The sequence below is a fragment of the Spiroplasma sp. AdecLV25b genome (genome assembly GCF_030913225.1).
In the GTDB taxonomy this organism is placed as follows: domain Bacteria; phylum Bacillota_I; class Bacilli_A; order Mycoplasmatales; family VBWQ01; genus Spiroplasma_E.
In genome coordinates this window covers 1-17394 of the sequence record NZ_JAQYTS010000054.1, presented here as the reverse complement: position 1 = coordinate 17394, position 17394 = coordinate 1, and the positions used below count along the sequence as shown (strand labels likewise).

Annotated in this window: 16 protein-coding genes; 14 read left to right on the top strand and 2 right to left on the bottom strand. The window is 24.8% G+C overall.

The features are described from left to right. The coding region (locus tag RDJ14_RS05125) for a TraM recognition domain-containing protein (protein ID WP_308150290.1) at positions 1–610 on the top strand (610 nt) is incomplete at its 5' end. Positions 611–718: 108 nt separating this feature from the next. Here the strand turns inward: RDJ14_RS05125 and RDJ14_RS05120 are convergent. Together RDJ14_RS05120 and RDJ14_RS05115 are read right to left on the bottom strand one after the other, a co-directional pair. Continuing rightward, complete coding sequence (locus RDJ14_RS05120; protein WP_308150289.1) at positions 719–2386, bottom strand: AAA family ATPase; 1668 nt, start codon at positions 2384–2386, stop codon at positions 719–721. Between the two features lie 347 nt (positions 2387–2733). Continuing rightward, the gene (locus RDJ14_RS05115) at positions 2734–3546 is read right to left on the bottom strand and encodes a replication initiation protein (protein ID WP_308150288.1); all 813 of its coding nucleotides are present in this window, start codon (positions 3544–3546) and stop codon (positions 2734–2736) included. Between the two features lie 525 nt (positions 3547–4071). Between RDJ14_RS05115 and RDJ14_RS05110 the strand changes: the two genes are divergently transcribed. From RDJ14_RS05110 to RDJ14_RS05050, 13 genes are all read left to right on the top strand, one after another. Then, entirely contained in the window at positions 4072–4653 is a 582-nt protein-coding gene (locus tag RDJ14_RS05110; protein ID WP_308150287.1) for a hypothetical protein, read from the top strand. A 104-nt stretch (positions 4654–4757) separates the two neighbouring features. Then, positions 4758–4895, top strand: a complete 138-nt coding sequence (locus RDJ14_RS05105) for a DUF6364 family protein (RefSeq protein ID WP_308150286.1) — start codon at positions 4758–4760, stop codon at positions 4893–4895. Further along, positions 4882–5304 carry a hypothetical protein gene (locus tag RDJ14_RS05100; RefSeq protein ID WP_308150285.1) on the top strand — a complete coding sequence of 141 codons (423 nt, stop codon included), beginning with the start codon at positions 4882–4884 and terminating at the stop codon, positions 5302–5304. The genes RDJ14_RS05105 and RDJ14_RS05100 overlap by 14 nt, the downstream gene beginning before the upstream one ends. A 353-nt stretch (positions 5305–5657) precedes the next feature. Beyond that, positions 5658–5924 (top strand): hypothetical protein, encoded by a 267-nt coding sequence (locus RDJ14_RS05095; RefSeq protein WP_308150284.1) that lies wholly within the window; start codon positions 5658–5660, stop codon positions 5922–5924. 5 nt (positions 5925–5929) lie between these two features. Beyond that, a complete protein-coding gene (locus RDJ14_RS05090; protein ID WP_308150283.1) occupies positions 5930–6709 on the top strand; it encodes an AAA family ATPase in 780 nt (259 codons plus the stop codon). 328 nt (positions 6710–7037) lie between these two features. Further along, the gene (locus tag RDJ14_RS05085; RefSeq protein WP_308150282.1) at positions 7038–9665 is read left to right on the top strand and encodes a two-component regulator propeller domain-containing protein; all 2628 of its coding nucleotides are present in this window, start codon (positions 7038–7040) and stop codon (positions 9663–9665) included. Positions 9666–9667: 2 nt separating this feature from the next. Next, positions 9668–9988 (top strand): hypothetical protein, encoded by a 321-nt coding sequence (locus RDJ14_RS05080; protein WP_308150281.1) that lies wholly within the window; start codon positions 9668–9670, stop codon positions 9986–9988. Between the two features lie 3 nt (positions 9989–9991). Further along, complete coding sequence (locus RDJ14_RS05075) at positions 9992–10780, top strand: hypothetical protein (RefSeq protein WP_308150280.1); 789 nt, start codon at positions 9992–9994, stop codon at positions 10778–10780. A 38-nt stretch (positions 10781–10818) separates the two neighbouring features. Beyond that, entirely contained in the window at positions 10819–11688 is an 870-nt protein-coding gene (locus tag RDJ14_RS05070; protein WP_308150279.1) for a hypothetical protein, read from the top strand. A gap of 461 nt (positions 11689–12149) precedes the next feature. Further along, positions 12150–12428 (top strand): hypothetical protein, encoded by a 279-nt coding sequence (locus RDJ14_RS05065; protein WP_308150278.1) that lies wholly within the window; start codon positions 12150–12152, stop codon positions 12426–12428. A gap of 2 nt (positions 12429–12430) precedes the next feature. Next, positions 12431–13816, top strand: coding sequence for an Mbov_0396 family ICE element transmembrane protein (locus RDJ14_RS05060; RefSeq protein WP_308150277.1), 1386 nt, complete (start codon positions 12431–12433; stop codon positions 13814–13816). Beyond that, positions 13809–16364, top strand: a complete 2556-nt coding sequence (locus RDJ14_RS05055) for an Mbov_0397 family ICE element conjugal transfer ATPase (protein ID WP_308150276.1) — start codon at positions 13809–13811, stop codon at positions 16362–16364. Before RDJ14_RS05060 ends, RDJ14_RS05055 begins: the two co-directional genes overlap by 8 nt. A gap of 47 nt (positions 16365–16411) precedes the next feature. Further along, a partial coding sequence (locus RDJ14_RS05050) for a helicase HerA domain-containing protein (protein WP_308150275.1) occupies positions 16412–17394 on the top strand: 983 nt, incomplete at its 3' end.

Here is a 17394-nt window from a genome sequence, read left to right as displayed (position 1 = left end):
TTATTTACAACAACTTAACACTAGCTTGGGTAATGATAATAGTTTAGGTAATTTAATTGCTAAGCACAACATTATTTTATTCAGTTTAAATTCTTTTAAATATCCTGAATTAGCTAGTAATGTTGGAAAATTAATAATCCAAGATTTGAAAGAGTTTGCAACAATTAAACCTAAAGAACAAGTAGTAAATCTTGTTTTAGATGAGTTCAATGTTTTTGCTACTGATGCAGTTATTAATTTAATCAATAAAAGTAGAAGTTTTAATTACCAATGTTTTTTATGTTTTCAAACATTAAAAGATTTGGACATAAATAATAAAAATATTGCTGATATTATTTTTGGTAATACAGCTAACATTATTGCTCACAAAATTAAAGACCCAAATACTGCTGAATATCTTGCTAAGATTTTTGGAACAAGAACTAATGAAAAAATTACAAAACAGTTTGATAAAGAAAATAAAACCGGCAAGGGTTCTATTCGAGAAGTCGAAGAATATATTGTTCATCCAAACGATTTAAAAAATTTAAAAACTGGAGAAATTTATTGTCAGTTTCTATTGCCTAGTTCTAATCAAATTGTTGAGAAAATCACCGTTCAAAAAGATTAGATGAGTAGTTTAGTATTAAAAAATAATTCGTTGCTCTAATGACCTTTAAAACGCGTTATTTTACTATTACATTTATAATTAAAAAAAATACTCAATTGAGTATTTTTTTTAATTAATTATTTCTTCTTCTAACTCATTTGTAGATAAATTAGGAATTTCAATTGCTTTATGAAATAATATTGTTTCACCTTTTTTAATTTTTTCTCTAAGTTCTATAATATTATTGATATTTGTAGTTTCAGTAAAATAATCTACTATAGTTGCGTTAGAAAAAATTTTGTTTGGATTATTTGTAAGTTTTAATGGTCTAATAACTAAATCTGTAAAACCTAGTTTATCAAACTGCTTCTTTAATTCTCTATCTATTTCCATATTCCCATTAGTATATACTATTCGTTTTTCAGATAAACTTGAAAATAAATTATTATTATCAGAATATAATTCAGAGGCAACTAATAATGTATACAAGTTTTTAATTTGATTACTTTTATTAGCCATTTTTGCTTCAAAAAAAGTAAATATAGTAGACCCTTCTTTTTTTCCATCGTGATTTAAATTATTAGTTCGTTCAGTTATATAAAATATATTATTTAAATCTTTTAATAAAAAGGGGGAATGCGTTGTAATAAGTAAGTAAATATTAGGATTATTTTTAGCAAAATCTGTTAAATAATCTGCTAATTGTTGTTGTAATAAAGGATGTAAATTTTTATCTGGTTCATCAGCCAAAATAATTACTTTTTGTCTTTTTGTTTGCACATAATATTTAGCATTTTCTAAATTTATCATTAATTGATAAAAAGCTTTATATCCGGAACTATTAAATTCTGTCTCAACATCATCATATTCATAATCTTCTTTACTCTTAACTTCTATAGTAAGTTTTGCTCCCACTGATCTAATTTCAGGATAACCATATATATCAAACTCTGAAAACAAATTTTTTAATTTTTCATTAGCTTTCTTATCAATTTTTTTCATAATTTGATTAGCTTGTTTATCACCGTTTTCATCTATAGAATTTATTTGTGTTAATTTTTTTATTTCAGATAATATATCATCACCCAAAAATCTTAATAAATCCATAAAATCTTTGTTCTTTTCTTTTTGTGAAAACTCATCAATACTATATTGATATTTTGTTTTGTTTTCTAAATCAGCATTTTTAATATAAATTACCAAAGGTTTTTCTTTATACATATTCTCTACTTTTTTTATATCTTCATATAAATTAATATGTTTTTCTTTTAATTCAGAAGTCATATCCGTCATTTTTTCAATTGATTCTTTACTAATATCTGTATCAAGACTATAATAGCCTTTTTGAGAATATTTATAAAAACGTTTGTCTAATCAAGCATCTTTTTTAGATTTAATCATTAAATCTATTACTTTTGCCAAACTTGTCAATTCTCCATTTTTATTATATAAAAAATTATATGATGCAGAATCACTTGTTTTTTCAATATAATTCTTATTAATTTCAGATAAACTTTTGTTATCACTATAATTACTAATAATATTAGTAATTTCATCAACTTTATAATCAATTAAATTATAATTTAATATAATGTTGGCAGTTGATTTATAACTAGAATTAGTTGATTGTGAACAAATATTATCAGTAGAACCATTTATAAATCAATTAATAGCTTCTAAAACATTGGTTTTTCCTAAACCATTTTTTCCTATTATAAAATTTATTTTTTTAGGATAAATTTTAAAATCTATTTCTTTAACAATAGATTTAAATTCTTTGATACTAAACTTTAACATTAATAATATCCCACCTTTAATTTTATTTAATTAAGCACTGGTACTTAAAAAATTAATATATTTTAATTATATAAACTTTAATGGTTTTTTCATATTTTTTTTACATATCTTTAAAAAATAATTTAATCTAAAATTATTTTCTTTTTTTTATAGTTATACTTCTTAAATTTAAAAAGTAACTCCATTATCAATTAAAAGTTTAAATAACCCACAGATGCAACCACAAAGCAAGCAAAACTTACATTTTTTACACAATGTTCCTTTTTCAATAATAAAATTATCCTTAATTATAAAGGGCTTATCTTTTGGAAATTTACAATTATAATTTTGACAATCTTGTGGGTTTTCTAATCCCATACTATTCCATTATCTCCATCGCTTTCAATATTATGTTTTTTGTTGATTTTTGATGGTATCTCATCTTTAATTTTTCAACTAAAATTATAATTTTGAACCCTGTTACCTTTTTTATTTTTTATATAAGAAACAGATAAATTACTTTTGCTATTTATTTCTTCAATAGCAGGATTGACAGTACGTCTTTCAAAATCACCACGATTAAACTTACCATTTTGTACATAAGCTTCTTTAGTTAAACCAAATAACTCTTTCAAATCTTTTGTTATTATATATCTTGAACCTTTTGTTAATACCTTATCATCAGATCAAGAGCATAATCATTTATATAAATTTAAAGTATGTTTTGAATTAAATTTTAAAATGGTGTCTAAATTTACTTGTGTATAATCTCTGACTAGTTGTTCTAAAAACGGCATAAACATTTTGCTGATTTCAATTTCAAAAAATGATTGTTTTTTATGTCATTTAGAAGCTGTTACAACAACTCCCATTAATTCCTCCCCATCAATGTCAGTTATTTCTACAAATGTTTTTTTAATTAAACCTTGAACTAAATGCCTGTATCTAGGATATCTATCTTTACTAGATAATTCTAACTTATTAAAAAAATCTAATTTTGAAAGTTTAAATATATTTGGATTTTTTTCGTAAGGTTTTATTTGACTAATAATTAAATGCATAACCTTTTCTTCTTCTAAAGTAAATTTACTATTCATTCGAGCTAACTGATTTGCATAATAAACTGTTAAATTGTGAAATTGATTTTTTTCTATTTTACTAATATTATCAATACTACCCATTTTATAACTCCTTAATTTTATTTTTTAAACTAATTAAATTTTATCATTAAAAACAAAAGTATGGCACGATATAATTTCAAAACATATAATTATGATATTTTAAGGTTTGGTCTATGCCATACTTGAGGTTTGGTCTATGCCATACCATAAATGAAGTACTATGAATAATTAATGAATAATATATGAATTAATAATATATAGATATTAATAATTAGTTAGTTATATTAATAAAACATTATATTTATATAAAATATATTAAAACATTATATAATTAAATTAGAATAATAATAGAGAATACTTTCTAACTGCAAGTCTTAAAACACTCACAACTTACAAGCACTTTCGTACTTTAATGTAGTTGACCCCACACTCACAACGTACCGAGCGAATGTGGGGTCAACTACATACGTTGTGAGTGTTTTAAGACTTTTCTTTCTTTTACAAAAGAAAGAAAAGTCCGCGACAAAGTCGCTTCCAAAAGAAAGAAAACCTTTTTCAAAGGTTATACATTAGGAGTTGGTAAAATTGGAACAAATAAAAATTTTAGAAGTTATTAATCAATGGGGTTATCTTGATACATATCAAATTTCATTGTTATTAAAAAAATCAGTAAGAACTACAGATACATTATTAAGAATTTTACAAGAAAAAAAGTTAATTTTAGTTAATCAAGATACAAGAAAAAATATCTATTTTTTATCTCCTTTAGGTAATAGGCGATTAGGCAAAGAAAGTAAAAAAAGAAGATTATTATTAAATGAACTGAAACATCAAGATATAACAATTAAATGATTATGTAAACAATCAAATATTGTTCATTATGAAAATGAATTAGAATTAAAACGTTTTAATTCCAAAAAAGATAAGTATCCTGACCTGACTATTGAATATGAAAATGGTACTAAAGCTTGAGTTGAAATTGAAAGAACTAGAAAATCTAAAGAGCGTATTGAGGATAAACTTGATAATATGCGAGAACACATAAAAGATGGTCATAAAGTCATTTGAATTGTACCAAATAAAGAAATGGCTAACTTTATTAAAGAGCAAATAAATGAATATAATTGGAATAATGATAATCATATAGTAGAAATATTTAGTGATTAATATAACAAATTATATTTATATAATTTGTTATATTTATATTGATTTATGTTCTGTTTTGGAGTATAATTATAATATAAGAAAGAGATGGAAAGGATAAAAAAACCATGGATAAAAAAGTTCAAGTATGAATTGATCAAGAGCTTAAAGATAAAGCTCAAAAATATTGTAAAGAAAACGATATATCATTAAGTCAATTAACACGAAAATTATTGAGGGAGTTTTTAAATAATGGCAACAAATAAAGAACTAGTTGAAAAAGAAATCAACATATTTAAATACACAATTCATTATGCAAGAATTCATAATTATAATGATAATACTTATAAATGAAGACATGTTATCCCAATTAAAAAGGTTTATAATTCTTGAGTAGTAATACCATTATTCACAGAAAAATCAAGATTTAAAAATATGAATAATTATTTGATTATTAATGAACTTTCAAAAAACATAAACGTTTATATTGATTTATCAAGACAAGATAAAATCTTACTAAATAAAAATAATTTTGAATATTATCCAATTAAATTTGAAAATGGAAAATGGTATAAAGTTAAAAAATCAACCATAAAAAGCATTCAAGAAAAACAAAACATATATTTATATGAACAAATGGCAATTTGTATTACAAATAAAACGAAAACCCCTTAAATTAAGGGGTTTTCCAATAGATTTTAAAAATCTAAGTTACTCAATGAATGATCCTTGCGGAACTGCCTTTCGGCTAAATGACTATCCTTACTTTTGTAAGGAACACCCTTTCGGGTAAACTCGTCTCTTAGTTAAACTAAGAACATCATTTTCATGATATATAAATTATACATTAACTTATATATTTGTCAAGTACTATAATTAATATTAATTATATTTGTATAACAAATTATATTAATGTAATTTTATATAATTTTCCTTATTATACAATGATTTTTATAAAAATAATCATTTATATAATTAATTATATTTGTGATATGATTATAATATCAAAAGGTAAAGGAGTAATTATAATGCCAAAAGTAAGTAATAAGTTAAGTGATTTTAATAATTTAACTCAAACTAAGAAACCAGAAACTAAAGAAGCTATCAATAGTCTAACTAGTTTTAAGGATACTAGGGAATTTAAAAAAAGAGATTGAACACAAGTATTACCACCCATGACTTGTCACAAAGAATTAGTTGAAAAATTTAAAATAGAAGCTAAAGAAAAAAAATGAAAATATACCACGCTAATGAATGAAATATTAGAAGCTAGATATGGCAAAGTTGAGGACTAATAATTATGAAAATGATTTCATTTGCTGTTAAAAAAGGTGGAGTTGGCAAAACTACCATTTGTAAAAACATCGCCTACAAACTAGCTAAAGATAATAAAAAAGTTTTAGTTATTGATTTAGATCCACAAGCTACACTTTCAACACAGTTTGTAAATAAAGACGTAGACCAAACAAAAACAATTGTTAAGTTAATAACAGCAATTTCTTTGATACCAATTACTAAAATTATTCAAAAAAGTAAATTTAATAATCTTGATATTATTATTGGTGGTGAGGACTTAAATAAAACCAGTACTTTAATTAATACGTTATTTAGTGATAAAGATAAATATTTGATTAGTGATGCAATTTACAACTCTAATAAAGATACTTTAGATGCATATGATTATGTATTAATTGATTACCCACCAACTATTCAAGAATTAGCTTTAAACTTTTTAATTTTGTCTGATTTAGTTATTATTCCAATCAATAGCGGTTCAGGTAGTTTTAAAGGATTAGTTGATTTAAAAAATACTTTGAATCAAATATGTCGACAAGAAAACAGAGAAGTACCACCAATAAAAATTGTTTTTAATAATATTAAAGATAATGAAAACACAAGTTTTATTTTTAACTGATTAAAAGATGAAACTTTAGATAAATTTTTGTCTAATAACATTATTAAAAATAGTGATACTTTTATTAAAACAGAAAATGACTTAGATAGTATTTGAGATAATAAATATTATTGACGTCAAAAACAAGCATATGAAGAGTTAATAAAAGAAATTATATTTATATAATTTGTTATACAAATATAATTAAAATAAAAATTGTGACTAACCCTACCCGCAAAAGTCTAGTTAGTCACAATAAAAATAATATCACAAATTATATTTATTAAAATAGATAAAATTGACAAATTTATTATTTTAGGTAAAATTGTGTTGAATTGAATATTATTAGTAAATAGGTCTACCCGCAAGTTAAAGTCTATCTAGTTTTAGTCCTCTGACATTTTTGTGTAAAATATAATTTTAGTTGAAAATTGAGGCATCCTTTAAAATGTTGACGTGTTTTACTAAAGTAATACGTCAATTTATTTTTAAAGAAAGGTTTAGGGAAAAATTTATGAAAAAACTACTAAGTTTATTAACGATAAGTACTCTAAGTACTACTGTTGTTAGTTCTACTAACTCATTAATTAATAATGTAAAAGTTATTAACAAAATAGATTCTAATGATCTAATAACTAAATCAGACAATCCATTTGTTAGTAATATAACTGATGTTAAAATGATTTATAGTACTGAAATTTCCCCTGATGGAACTATTTGAGTTGGGGCAGAAAGTGGTTTGTATAAATCAACTGATGGGAAAACTTTTAATAAAGTAACAAATAATCCTGATTTTGTTAATGTTTATAGTATTATTATTGTTCCTGATGGAACTATTTGAGTTGGAGATGCTAGAGGTTTATATAAAAGTACTGATAATGGAGTAACTTTTAACAAAGTAATGGATAGTCCATATTTTGTTAATGCGTGAAAAATAGCATCTGATGGAACAATTTGGGCAAGTGGTGGAGTTGGAATTTACAAATCAACTGATGGGAAAACACTTACTGAAATCAAATTAGTAGGAACTGCTCCTAAAACAACTCTTGAAATAGCATTAAATGGTTTTGTTTATGTATCGATTAATGGTGATGGTTGAGATAACAGTGGTTTGTATAAATCAACTGATGGGAAAACTTTTAACAAAGTAACATCAATGTCAGGCAAAGAATGATTACAAAACAATCAAAATATTAATGCAATTAAAATTGCACCTGATGGAACTATTTGAGTTGGAACAAATACAAGTTTGTATAAATCAACTGATAATGGAGTTACTTTTAACAAAGTAACAGACATGAAAATTTATTCTCTTAACATAGTTGCTGATGGAACTATTTGAGTTGGGGCAGGAGATGGAATTTACAGGACAAGTAATAATGGAGTTACTTTTAACAAAGTAATGGAAATTACTGTTTGAGCTACTGCAATTAAAATTGCACCTGATGGAACTATTTGAGTTGGAACAAATAGTAATAATGGTTTGTATAAGATTGATTTAATTGATAATTTATTAACTTTAAATCAGCCTGATTATATTGGTAATAAATTTAATGGTTTTGTTTATAAAAATGAACAAAAAATAGATATTAAAAGTAATTATTTAAAAAGTGCTACCTTGGATGGAAATGCTCTAACAATTCCCTCAATGAATGTACCTATTAATGTAGGAGACCATACATTAATTTTGACTTTAAATAATAAAGATGATTGTAATCAGTATCTTGGCTTATTTGGCGGTAATGCTACTACCGGACAAGTAACTTTTAATTTTTTAATTAAAAATTCAATTAATCCAATTAAAGAATTAAATTATAAAACCACTACTAGCGATACAGATTTACTTACTGGGTTAGTTTCTAATATGGGTAATACTAATGGTAATGCTATTATTCAAACAAGAGCTAAGCAAGGTACAGGCAGTCATGCTGCAACATTAAATATAAGTTTAAATTCAGATATGTTTAATTTAGAAAAGAGTTACTATGTATCTGGAATAGTAGATGGTTCTACTAATGATTTTAATGTAACAGGGCAAGAACAAAAAATCACCAAAAATTTGTTAATTAATACTGATGGAACTTACCATCTCCATTTATTAGATATTGTAGGTAATACTTATGACAGTTATTTAGAACTTGGTCAAAATAATTGAAAACTACAAGGTACTTTTAATGATCAACAATTAAATGAGTTATCAGCAAAACTAAATGTCACCGTTTCTTTAAGTGATCCAGATAAAAAAGCTGAAGCTATGGGATGATTGCAAAATTATCAAAGTGATGCAGATAAATCTTTTAATGATAGTGTTGCTTTAAAGGGTAAAGGGTTTAACATCAGTATTAATGATTTAGTTGATGGGTATAAAAAGTTTTTAAACCCAGTTACATATATAGATACAAATACTAAAGAAGCTATTAATCAAAATAGTTTGGATAAGGCTATTTCAGATTTAGCAAATAAAGATTTAACTGATGGGTTAAATAAATTGCCCAAAGATTTAAATGTTGATACAAGTAATGTAACAAATAAATCAACATTAGATAGTTATAGTGTTTGAATTGGTAATTATAATGATTTTATTAATGATAATAAAAAAATATGAATTGATCAGGTTTCAGCAATTGCATCACATGGATTTGCTTCAGAAACAGAAGTTCAACAAATTAAAGATTATTTAAATAGTTTAAATTTTAGTAAATATTTAAAACATGTTATTTGAACACCAACTACTAGTTTAGCTACAAGTAATGATTATAAACAATTTGTGGAATTAGATAAGTTACAAAGTGATACTATTGATTGAGTTAATAAAACAATTCCTGATATTAATGGAAATTATCAAGAAGCTATAAACAATGCAGAAACTGGATTAAATTTACATGGTTATAGCATAGACCAATTATTAAATGGCAAATCTAAACCACAAACAAAAAGTGAAATTGACAACTTTTCTGACGGACAATCATACCACAATTTTCTTCAATCTCAAGCTAATACTACATTTAAATCTTACCAATTAAAGATGGGTCTTGGCATTGGTATTCCACTAGCTTTATTCACATTAGGTGTTGGTATTTTTCTTTACTGACGCTTTAATAAGAAAAATCAACCATATAGTGAAAACATAAATAAGGATTAATAATGTTACTTGTATTTTTAGGAATTATTGTAATACTTGGTTGAACTGGATTGTTTGCATTAATCAGTTGACTTATAAATCATGTTCTTAGTATTTTAAACATTATTGAGTGGGTTTTTATCGGATGAGCTTCTTTAATTGCTCTTATTATTCTTATTGGAGTTGTTATGTTTATTTTCTATGGTTTTAAAGAATTTATTGAGTGAATAATAGATAATCGTAAAAATCCTAATAGAAAAGCACTTAAAAAAAGCAAGAATAAAAATATCACAAGTGATACAAATTATACTAAATCAGACAAAGAATTTTGAGAAGACGTGTAAACTATGACAAACAATGAATTATATAACCATATAGTTAATTTCGTTAAATTAAATCCTAAAAGACGAAAATATACAAAAGTAACTAATAAACGTACTGAGGCTTATTTATTAGTTCAAGAGTATTTTAAATCTCATCAGAAAGACATCAAAGCTTCTGACTATGATAATATTTTTTATAGTAAACATAGTAGTTTAAATGGTCAAGAATGAATTAATATCTTGTTGTCAACGAAAAATTTTAATAAATATAATAAATTGATAAGAGTGGGATACCCCTACTGCAATAATAAGGAATTATTTGAAAAGTTAAGATGAGAGTTATATTATTGAAAAAATTTTGATAATCAAGAAATGATGATTGAATTAGAACAAACAAATTTTACCAGTGGGCAAAAAATAAAATTAAAACAAATTCGTAATTTTTTGAATGATGAAGATTGAAGCAATTATTTTTTTAATTTACAAAATATTATGCATACAGAAATAATTAAATTTTTAGATTGAAAAGGTAATTTTATCTATGATAATTATAGTAAAGTTTTAATCAAGAAATTAAATACTTTCTTAACACAACAACAAACAGAACAATATTTACTTTTCTTACAAAAAGTAAATTTATATCGTAATACATTTGCCAAAGCTAAACCTGCTGAAAATGATGTAAATCAAGAATTATTGAATCAATGAAAAAACTGAACCATTTTAATAAAAAAAACCCAAGCTTGGGATTTATATCATCAACTTAATAACTTTATAAATGTAACAAACTTGATTATTCAAGAAAAGTATTAATATAAGTTTAAATTAAAAACAGATATGGAATTTTAAATATGCGTAAAGAAATGTTAGAATCAGAAATAAAATTTAATTCAAAAGAACTATTTCAATATATTAATAAATTAAAAGAGTCAAGTTTACAAAATTATGAAGAAGATTATCAATATGGATATGTAACTGGTTATAATGATGTTATTAAAAAACAGCAAGAAAAAATAAATTTAAACGAATGATTATCAGATAAAGATATTATTGAATTAAAAACTATATTTAACTTTAATGTAAGTGATCTTAAATTAAAATTTAAAAATTTAACATTGTTAATTGATGAATTTTTAAACTTAATAGATAATAATTTTAATATAGTTATATCGGAATGTAAAAAGTTTAATCAAGTATATCGACCATCTACTATAGATTTAGTTATGATATTAAAAAATTATTCACAGTTTAGAAAGCAAGAAGTATTTAATGAACAATGATATTTAAAAATAATTTTTAAAGAATTGTTTTCTAATATAGATAAGATAATAGTTGACTATTCTTTAACCAAAACAATAGAAAAATTTATAATTAATGAAGTTCAGGTAATGAATTATTTCTGTAATGAAAAATTAGAACTTTTCAAAATGTTAGTTTGAGAAAAGAAACTCAATAAATGAAAAATTATTATTTTAGAAAACATTAATAGTAAAGAAAATACAGTTTCTTTTAAAACTTTTGAAAATAAAATTTTAAAAGAAATTGAAAATGATAAAGTATGAGTGACTTTAAAAATTTATCGAAACAAATTTGAGCATTCATGAGCAGATTTTTTTATAAAAAATGTATTCAATAAAATGAATACTAATTTTAAATATTTCATTATATATTTAATTGGACTAAACATATATTTATTAGAAAATATTTGAAATATAGAATAGACAGACACTGTATAATTTAACTGTGCATTTTAATGACTTTTTTAACATACTTATAATAATTTAGTGATATAATCAAGATGAAAACTTAAAAATAAAATGCAATAGCGGTACTGGACATACCCTATTGCCGGCAGGTTCAAGCTTCGTATTCTCACAACCTGCAAAGTAATTATATATTTAGATATAATTTTTTGCAATTAAAGTTACGTTATATGTATAAAAGAACCTGTGTGGTTCTTTTTTTTATTTTTTCAATAAATATAATTTGTGTCACAAATTATACAAAAGAAAGGAGCAACAAAATGAGTTGTGACAAAATTCCAAATGGAATAGACATGGCTGCATGTCATTATTGTTTCTATGGTATTACATGCAATAACTATAGATGTAAATGTTGTAAAGGTAAAAGAAAAAATAATTATTAAAAATTTTAAAAGTAAAAGAAGAAAGGAAATAAAAAAATGTTTTTATCTGTATTTAATTTCTTAGCAAGTGTTGACCCACAAACTCAACAATTACTAAGTCAATTAATGAATATATTATTACCAATTTTATATGCACTTGGGGGTGCTGGTTTAGTTTTTTCAATAGCAAAATATGCTTTAAAAATCCATAATGATCCAGAAAATAAAGGTGACTATATTCGCCATATGGTTTGAAGTATTGGGGGATGTGCTTTACTCTTATGCTCATCAATTATCGCTAATATTATTTTTGCTAAACTGTTAGGAATAATTTAATCATGAATATGCCTTTATTAGATGTTTTTGGAATTGGTGAAGCTTTTTGAGATTTACTTTATAACATATTTGTGAGAGGACCTTTGTATATTGTCCATGGATTAGGAGACGCCATAACTTATTTATCAGGACAAAAAGTAGTTGATAAAATTTTTGGAAGTCATGGTCACTTTTTAAATATGCCACCACAATTTTTAATTTTTTTGGTAATTTCAGTAATTTTAATTGTGCTGTTTGGTGGTGGAGTTATCCTACATGCTATGGTTAATCAAGGAATAGGAAGCGCTATTGCGGGATTAGCTAATCGTGTAATTATGGTTATTTTACTGATGGTTTTAGTACCGTTATTTTTTTGAGTTATTAATTTTACAGTTATTTCAATTATACATATTATAATGCCTCAGTTTGTTAATGGCGAGACATTAGCTAATATGGTTGGTAGTTTAGGTTTTACTGATGGACAAAATCATCAGAATTGACACTATGATAGTGGTTATCCTGATTGAAATAACTACAATTTATTTTTAGGAACGTTTGGATCTTTATTTTGTTTAGTCATCTTTTTTTACTTAGGACTAAGTTTAATTCAACGTTTGTTTGATTTATTTTTGTTGTACATAACTTCACCTGTTATTTTTGCTACTGCCGTAAGTGGTGCTAAATGACAAAAAGTAAATTTATGAAAAGACTTAGTGATTGGTCGCTTTATTAGTACCTTAGGTATCGTTTTAAGTTTAACTTTATTTTTAAATTTAGAACCTTTAATGATGAATGTAGCAACAGAAGTAAGTGATAGTTGAATGGGACAAACAGCTTTCAAGTTATTATTTATTGCTGGAGGGGCAATTGCTACATTGAATGCTCAAATGCTATTCTCAGCAATGGTTGGACAAACAGTAGGAGTAATGGAGGGCATGCGTATGTTAAGTACCATGAAAGCAGCAAGCAGTGGTGTAAAAGCAGGAACATTGGGCATGCTTGGTGTTGGTAAAGGATTAGTTTGAGGCAAAAAGAAAACTTTTGGTAACGCTAGTATAGGTGCTTCAGTTGCTGGGGGATTAGCAAGTGGTGTCATTGGCAAAACTGTTGGTTTTGCAACGAAAGCTACAATAGGTTCAGTATTAGCTACAGCAGGATTTATTGCTGGCACAAAGCATTCAATTCAAAAACATGGCTGAAAAGACGGAACAAAACAAGGAGCCAAAGTATTGGGTAAACAAACAGTTAAACCAGCTGTAGCTTTAGGGAAAATTGTTAAAGAAAAAACCACTAAATCTTATAATGCTGGTTTAAATAAACATAGTGCAAGTAAGTATGCTAAACCATCTAAAGCTTTAAAAAAACAATTGAAAAAAAGTGATGGAAAGGATAAAAACAACCATGGATAAAATAACTTTACCAAAAAGTACAAAGAAAATTTACTATCAAATATTTAGGGGCGTTAACATTGTTGATATTATAATTTTTTCACTCTTTTTAGGATTATCAGCATTAATTGTTTTAATAATGCCATTATTATTTATTCCAAAGATAGTGCTAGGAATTATAGTTTTATTTTTCGGTTTAATTTTAATTCAAAAAGACAAAAATGATTTAAGAATTTATGAATGAATTTTTAGGGCATTAAAATATATTGCTGTTGGTTTTTGAAAACCAGCAATAATAGTAATGCCCAACTTTCAATTAATTGAAAACGATGAGGTACTAAAATTAAAACATCTAAATGAAAATCTTTTTCTTAGCGGGATTAAAATACAATCAACTAATTTACAGTTACTTAATGAACAACAACAATTAACATTGATAACTGAATTTGCTAATTTGTTACGTACTATTACTTTGCCTTGCAAAATTATTAAAACAAATGTTAATTATAGTTTTGATAATCAAACAAGTTGATTGAAAGGAAAAAGTGAAAAGAAACTAAGTGAAGTTGCTAAAGAATTACTTGATTTACAAATAGAACAATTAGAGGCAATAGAGACAACGACATTATTAACTACGCCAGCAGTATATATTGTTTGAACTGCCAAAAGTGAACAACAAGTAATTTCGCAATTAAAATCAGTAACTAATGCTTTAGCATTTAGCAATTTATTAATTGAAAAATTAAATAACAACACACTACAAAAGATGTGAAAAGATTTTAATTTTAATAATAACAGTATTAAGCCCATTGCCACTAAATTTAAAATTAAAAATAAATTAGATAGTGGATTTATATGAACAATTAATAATTTGCCAAAACAGATAAATTACTTTTGATTAAGTAATTTATTCAGTTTAAGTAATGTTAACATTTGTGTTAATTTAAATCCGATTAGTAAAATTAAAGCACAAAAACAATTAGATAATGCTTTTAATAAAATTCAAACAAATGCTGATGCTTATGCCCAAACAACTAGTCAAAAACAAGTGGCTGAACAATACAAAGAGGCATTTTTAAATCAGCAACAAGCTATTATCGATGATATTGATGTTTTAAAAGATATTTCTATTTTCATTATTGCTTTAGGAAACAAAAAAGAAATAGCCAATGTAAAAAGAGAATTAAATGATTTAGCTGTTATAAATGGCTGAAAGTATGATAATTTACACTATTTACAACAACAAGCGCTTTTTGCAAGTTATTGTTGATTTAATTTAATTAGTAAAGAAACAAGTATCGAGATGACTTGTGATACTTTTGCTACATCATTCCCAATTCCTGATACGCCACTTAATGACAAAAAAGGTTTTTTATTGGCAGAAACAATCTCAGGTAAACCAGTGCTATGAGATTTATTTCAAAAATCTAGCGAAAGACCAAATAAAAATATGTTGATTTTAGGAGAGAGTGGTAGTGGTAAGTCATTTACTACTAAAAAGATTTTGACAAATCTTATTTATCGAAACTCTAAAATATTTATTCTCGATCCTGAGCGTGAATATCAAAATTTAACTAAAAAATTAAACGGAGAATGAATTGATGCCTCTGGTTCAAAAGGAAACATTATTAATCCTCTAGAAATTTATAAATTAAATGAAGAAGATGATAACGCTGATACATTTAATAACCAACTATCTTTATTAGAAACATTTTTTATCTTACTATTTCCTAAATTAACTGAAAACGATGAGGTACTAACGCTTTTAATTGAATTGATTAAAGAAACTTATTTTAATCAAAAAATATTACCAAGTAGTGATTTTAATAATTTAAAATCGACAGACTTTCCTACTTTTAATGACTTATACAAATTAATTTGTAAGAAAATAAAGGAAGAAAAAAATAAAGAAAAGATACTGAAATTTGATAGTTTAAAATCAAAACTAACATCATTAACACAAGGAGCTTATGCAAAGTACTGAAATGGGCATACAAAGTTTAAATGAAAAGCTACTAATTTTACTTGTTTTGATTTACAAGGTTTAACAAATGGCGAAAATCAAAAAATAGTTAATGTGCAAATGTTATTAATATTAAGATTACTTGGTCAAGAAATGGTTGCTACTAAAGCACGAAGTGAAAAGCATAAAGAAAATAAAAAGCTAGTTATTGTTGTCGATGAGGCACACTTACTTGCTAATGAAAATAATCCAATTGCTTTAGATTTCTTATTTCACACCATGAAACGAATTAGGAAATATGGTGGTTCGTTAATTATTATCACCCAAAATATTAATGACTTTACTGGCACAGAAAATATCAAAAAGAAATTTACTGGGATTATTAATAACTGCACATATTGATTAGTTGGGGGTATGCAACCTGAAGATTTAAATCAACTAGACAATATGTATAAACAAAATGGCGGATTAAGTGAAGCAGTTAAAACATATATTTCAAACGCTAATAAAGGTAAGTTTTGATTTAAAGTATCAAAACAACAACAATTACCAATTCAAGTGCTACAGCTTGATGCTGAAATAGATTTAATAGGACATACAGAATAAAAGTATAATTTGTGACACAAATTATACAAAAGAAAGGAGTAACTATAATGCCAAATAAAATTTGAATTAAAATAAGTATTAAAGCATTTGTTTTTTTAATTTTCTTTATTCTTTTTTGAATGATAATAGCTGTAATATACTCATTTTTTGTTTTAAAAGATATTAGTGTTGATAACTGAATGGTTGCATTAAAAATGAAATATAATTTGTGATATTCATTTTTAATAACTATACTAACTCTCGTTGGTTACTTGGTTTTTTTAATACATTTAAAGATAAAAAATAAAGGAAACTGTAAGACAAAAATCAACAAAAACAAAAATAGTATAATGAGAGAACTTAAAATTATCGATAGAAAAAACATAATTTTTCTTAATAAAAAAATTGGTTTAATAAGTGAAAAATTAAAACAACATACTTTAATTGTTGGTGGAACTGGTTATGGAAAAACCACAACTGCCCTAACTATCATTAGCCAACTTAAAAATAAATTAAATCAAAAAATTATTATTATTGATGGAAAAGGCGATGAGGACTTAATTGATAAAATTAAAACAATTGATAATAATGCTTTTATTTGATCAATTGGATGTGATAATGTATATAATCCCTTAGCTACAAAAAACAATGTCATTCTCGCTGATAAAATTATGTCGTTATTTAATTTTTCAGAAGCTCATTATCAAGCAATAGCTCATAATTATTTGCTTTTGTTAATTAAAATTTTAATTAACAAATCAATACCGATAACTTTTGAAAATATTGTTAAATACTTTCCAATAAAACAATTAAAAAAACTAGTTGATAAACATGAAAATGAATATGATGTTTTAAAATCATTCATTGAAAATGAACATGATATTAAAGGGTTACAGCATCGATTAAATGTTTATTTACAACAACTTAACACTAGCTTGGGTAATGATAATAGTTTAGGTAATTTAATTGCTAAGCACAACATTATTTTATTCAGTTTAAATTCTTTTAAATATCCTGAATTAGCTAGTAATGTTGGAAAATTAATAATCCA